The sequence below is a fragment of the Algoriphagus winogradskyi genome, from assembly GCF_900182815.1.
Lineage (GTDB): Bacteria > Bacteroidota > Bacteroidia > Cytophagales > Cyclobacteriaceae > Algoriphagus > Algoriphagus winogradskyi.
In genome coordinates this window covers 1-5,149 of sequence record NZ_FXUA01000015.1, presented here as the reverse complement: position 1 = coordinate 5,149, position 5,149 = coordinate 1, and the positions used below count along the sequence as shown (strand labels likewise).

Genomic DNA, 5,149 nt, shown 5'->3' with positions numbered 1-5,149 from the left:
CCTCCTTGTTTTCCCCATTTAATTGAGTCTAAAAAGCCACATGCCCAACAACGCTTTTTTTGAAGTTTTCATAAAACAAAAGAACCTTATTGAAACGCATTTCAATAAGGTTCTCGTAAATATTTATATACCAGTTAATTACACGGGTTTTACCAACTATTTTTGACCATTATATCAAAATTAACCAAAAAGCCCTGAGCCTCGGTCTTTTCTTTCCGCTGGGGGGCATAGTGCTGTTTTGAGCTGAGTAGACAGCGGAATTTTGTCCTTCCTTGCGCCCTAAAAATGACTCCCTCCCAAAACCTGGCCCAAATCTCAAAATGCCCACCGGGCATTTTCATTTCGACTTGTCCTCTCGTACCTCAGCAGCTAAGTCATTTTCTTAACGGCTTGCAAAGCAGCCCAAAACCGAAAATACCGTAAGGCTCACCCATCCGGAAACTACCTATAAAGTCAGTCATCAATTAAAAGTCAAGTGTCTTTAACATTAAGATCGTGGTGGAACCATTAGTAATAAAAACACGATTACTTTTTTCAGATCTAGGCCATAATGTAGAGGAATAATAAGCCTACAATTATCCTATAATAACCAAAATGCTTAAATCCATAATTTTCTACAATCCTTAAAAAAATCTTAACTGCCAACCATGCACTCACAAAAGCAGTAGCTAACCCAAGGGTAAGCATAACAATCTCCTGGTTATTAAAATTTATGGAGGTTTTAAACAGGTCATAGCCTGTTGCTGCAATCATTGTAGGTATTGCTAATAGAAATGAAAACTCTGTCGCTTGTTTTTTGTCCAATCTATTAAACACGCCACCGATTATAGTTGAAGCTGCTCTTGATGTACCTGGAATCATAGAAAAACATTGCATCAAACCTATGTAAAATGCATTTCTAAAGGCAATATCTACCAATGATTCGACTTCCGATTCTTTGGAAATTACCTTTTTATCGATCCAGATTAGTATAATACCTCCAATAATCAATGATAATGAAACCACTATGGGATTAAATAGGTATGATTTTATAAAATCGTACGCAAAAAAACCAACAATAGCAGTAGGAATGAATGCCACAAAAAGTTTAGCATAAATCTTCATGCCTTGAAAGAACCTCTTGATATACATTAAAGCTATTGCGAGAATTGCTCCCAACTGAATAAAAATCTCGAAAGTTTTAACAAATTCATCCTCATGGATTTTCATAGCTGAGGAGGCTAAAATCAAATGTCCTGTAGAGGAAACTGGAAGAAATTCTGTTAGCCCCTCAATAAGAGCCAATATAATGGTCTGGGTAATATTCATGTTATTGGTTTTACCAGTTTATCTTATTTAATCTATAGTTAATAATAGAACCTTAATTGAAATTTTATTTCCAAATGCATTCCCAAATTGAAAAATGTGTTTTCCAATTACACTTACATTCACAAAACATAGAAAATATACCTGTAATCCTAAAATTAAACTCATCTACAAATTATCAATGGGAAATTTTGGGAACAGATAATCAAATCTGATTAAAGTAAATTTTAGATTTTTCAAAAATCAAATCTTCTTTGTTATCCGATTTCCATAAGGTCTTACCAGACCTAAATAATTTATCAAAGTTAATAAGACTATTAAAATACAATTCTGAATGATTGACTGTTTATTTACAAATAAGGCTTGTTTATGATAAAACAGCTCCTTTACCTTTCACATATGTACATTAGATACTACATTAGTGTAAGAAAAAGGAGTAAAGAATTCATAATGAAACGGTTGATATTTTGCCAGTCCGTTAATTAATATTTTAATCCTTTTCTACGCCCAAAGTAATCGGAATACGATAAATTTTTTACTAACCGAAATCAAGAATATGAGAACAAATTATCTACTCCAAAATTTTGGGAATGCTGAGCTGTACCTTGATACCAATGCCCTATTCAATGAAAACAATGAAAGTATTGTTTCAGAAGATATGAATTGGATTAACCTAACTATGAAACGTACATTAGATCTGATATGCTCAATCAGTTTTATGCTGGTAATTGGTTGGTGGTTGTTTCCAATTATAGGGATTCTAATTAAACTGGATTCGCCGGGACCAGTATTTTTCAAACAAGAAAGGGAGGGGATTTATAATTCCCGGTTTAATTGTTACAAGTTTAGATCTATGGTAGTTAACGATGAAGCCAATCTGAAGATGGCGACTCGAAATGATCCACGAGTAACACGAATTGGAAGGATTCTTAGAAAAACAAGTTTGGATGAATTACCTCAGATTCTCAACGTGATTTATGGTAATATGTCCGTTGTAGGACCTAGACCCCATATTTTGGTCCAAAACGACGCCCATTCACTAGAAATAGAAGGATTTAAAAACAGACATCTGGTAAAGCCTGGAATTACAGGACTAGCTCAGGCAAGAGGATATAGAGGAGAGACTAATTCTAGCAATTCCATATATTTTCGCTATAAGCTGGATATGTATTACATCAAAACATGGAGTCCATTTTTGGATATTAAGATTATTTGGATGACAGCCAAATCCTTGCTAAACCATGATAACGCATTTTGAATAAATAAACCTAAAATAAATAATCTGGGGAAGCTTAGGCTTCCCCTTTTTTATGAGTGATGAATATTGACTCATCCGTAGAGATTCATGTCTAAAATATTCTGGATTAAGGCGACAAAAACTCCCTAAGCCCTTTTAAATTGAAAGATTTTACAGGTCATAATGTAAATTCATGCTTTCAATAAGCATACACATGAATAGGTGATTAGCCATATTAAAGGTGCATGGCAATACAAAGCTCATTAAAAGCCTTACCCTTAATTATTTCCTGGCATAATCATCCTCTACCCTAACTATATCTTCTTCATCTGAAGGTAATTCTGGGTTGACATGCATCCAAATCTCCGCCACTATTCCCCAATTATCCATACCTACCAAACGATGTCTTTCACCCTGCATCAAAGATACAGTTTCACCAAACTCCATTGGTTGCAATTCCCCTAGTTCATCAGTTTCACTTTTCACAATACCTGCCTCTCCTTGGATAAGTTTCCAAAGTTCAGCTCTCCGGAAATGGTATTGCCAAGATAAGCGTGAACCGGGGGCAACCAATAAAAACTTAGGACTCAATTTCTGTTGCAATTGCTTTTCTGAAAGTTCTATCTCCATGAAAAACATTTCTGCAAATTCTGAAATCTGATTTTCATCAATAACAAAAAATCCTCCCCATGGCCTTTCCTTATCAACTTGGTCAATTTGAAATCCTTTATTTTCCAAAAAGTCGTTTATTTTGAGAAAAACTTCATCCTTACTCAAATCTGAAGTAATATTTTCTAAATTCATTTTATTAATCTAAAAATGGTGAATTTAAAAATACATTTATCGTTTAATCAATTAACCATACGACAAATGAACATATCTAAAATGTAAATAATCATACATTTTATATTTCAAAAGGGATGTTCTGATCCATTAAGAAACTGGAGTTGCCTTTCGGTTTAAGTTAAATTTCAAATGAATATCGATTAATATGATTGACAGCAATGAAGCCAGTAGTTGCAGAATGTATCTAGAAAGTAGCAGGTAATCGTCCACCAATGACATTCTACAGCACGGTGAAAGATGCTATAACCCCTTATATCTTTGGCTACTGGTTAGAAAGCGGTTACAATTATCCACTGATATCCTTCATTATACAATTGCAAAATACAATCATTTTTTCAGCTGAATCGTGATTCACACCTAAATAACATTGGCAAAAAACCAGAGAGGAATCCCCTCCGGCTTTATAGATTTTAATTCATCAGCCCCGTTATCCCCTAGTCGGGTCCTCAATGGGGTACTTGTGTCCATAGTCCTATGTCGGAATTCGGATTTCATTTTCCTGTGGTTCGTGATGACCTTCTGCTAGTCGGGGCTTCGAGTCCTTTGCATTACATTCTTGATCAAGGCCTGTTCCGCCTCCAAGCGGTAAAAGAGTTCCTTCAGCTTAGCTAATTCGTCCCGCAGCTGTCGGGTATCCTCTATCAGCAACTTCAGAAAGTACGCAATTACTGAAAGAAGCATCATCGTTACCACTCCCGCCAGACTTAGCAGTAGCTCTGTTCCAGACATGATTCCAGGAGATAAGGAACTCGCTCTGACACTATCTGCAACTCTATTACTTCCCCCCGACTCCATTCAGCCCCCAGCCTCTCCATCAATTTGAGAAACGCGAGTTTGGTGAATAGCGGGGTACCATCGGCTCTATAGCTGGTAACTGGATAGATGTAACTGGACTCAAGCTTATCCTCTCCTAGGTAACTGGAGATCTTTCCTTTTTTTCCAATTCCTATCCCCCAGCCTTTTACCTCGGAATGGATAGCTTCGAGCTCATAGACTCCTTCTTCCATGCAACTTATCGGTTCGTGCAGACACGAACCGAGGCGGTTCACTCCTTTCTTTATCCCACTTTTCGGTCTATAAAGACCCAGACCGAGGTTTCGACACAGACCGAGGCTGTTTTCCAACTCATAAACCCCTTCTTCCAGACAGGTTTTCCCAGTATCAAAGCAGGCCTTGGGAGGCTCACGGGTAAAGCAGAGCTGCTTCTGCCCTAGAAATAATCTCCCAAGGGTTACTGTTGCTTTGTACTTGCGGTGAAGTACCAGTCTCATCTTAGACCTGCTCTACTCCTACCATCTTGGCCGCATTGTGCGCCCCATTGTTAATGGAGTACTCGCTGCCATTCACCATCTGGACGAATTCTACACTGAGCACAAATGCTCTGTGCGTACCAGGAAGTAGGGCTTTATCAACGGATAGATTGATTGCCGCAGCCGGATCGATTACCGGAAGCAAAGTTGAAGCAGCAGTTTGCACTGCTCTTGCACCTGTCGAGAAATCCAGTCCCACTCCTGTAGCCGATATCCTCAAGTGGGTTGCACCTTTAGGTACTGCCACATAATCCTGAGGGACAAAAGCCGGGATGGCTACCGCCCATGCCGTTGGGGAATCCGTGTAGGTAGTTTCCAAAAAGAGGGTGCTGCCCAGGGAACTGGAAGCATTCAGTTCCATATCTTTCAGTAGACTCCAGTCGCCTGCACGTACCATACGTTCTCCTCGGTTATTGACAAGATCAGATTGCAGCACCTTCATCATCACCTG

The 5,149-nt window shown here is 38.2% G+C and carries 5 protein-coding genes and 1 pseudogene; 1 reads left to right on the top strand and 5 read right to left on the bottom strand.

From position 1 onward, the window contains the following. Window positions 1-540 precede the first annotated feature (540 nt). Window positions 541-1,308, bottom strand: coding sequence for an undecaprenyl-diphosphate phosphatase (locus tag QOL76_RS21160; RefSeq protein WP_283414955.1), 768 nt, complete (start codon window positions 1,306-1,308; stop codon window positions 541-543). 553 nt (window positions 1,309-1,861) lie between these two features. On the opposite strand from QOL76_RS21160, the gene QOL76_RS21155 reads away from it, so the two are divergent. Then, window positions 1,862-2,563, top strand: coding sequence for a sugar transferase (locus QOL76_RS21155; protein WP_283414954.1), 702 nt, complete (start codon window positions 1,862-1,864; stop codon window positions 2,561-2,563). Between the two features lie 261 nt (window positions 2,564-2,824). Here QOL76_RS21155 and QOL76_RS21150 read toward each other — a convergent pair whose 3' ends face one another. The 4 genes and pseudogenes from QOL76_RS21150 to QOL76_RS21135 all read right to left on the bottom strand — a co-directional run. Continuing rightward, window positions 2,825-3,346 carry a cupin domain-containing protein gene (locus QOL76_RS21150; protein WP_283414953.1) on the bottom strand — a complete coding sequence of 174 codons (522 nt, stop codon included), beginning with the start codon at window positions 3,344-3,346 and terminating at the stop codon, window positions 2,825-2,827. Window positions 3,347-3,910: 564 nt separating this feature from the next. Next, window positions 3,911-4,117, bottom strand: coding sequence for a hypothetical protein (locus QOL76_RS21145; protein WP_283414952.1), 207 nt, complete (start codon window positions 4,115-4,117; stop codon window positions 3,911-3,913). Then, entirely contained in the window at window positions 4,093-4,659 is a 567-nt protein-coding gene (locus QOL76_RS21140; RefSeq protein ID WP_283414951.1) for a hypothetical protein, read from the bottom strand. The genes QOL76_RS21145 and QOL76_RS21140 overlap by 25 nt, the downstream gene beginning before the upstream one ends. Before the next feature lies 1 nt (window position 4,660). Then, window positions 4,661-5,149 (bottom strand): annotated as a pseudogene (locus tag QOL76_RS21135) (hypothetical protein); the annotation flags it as partial.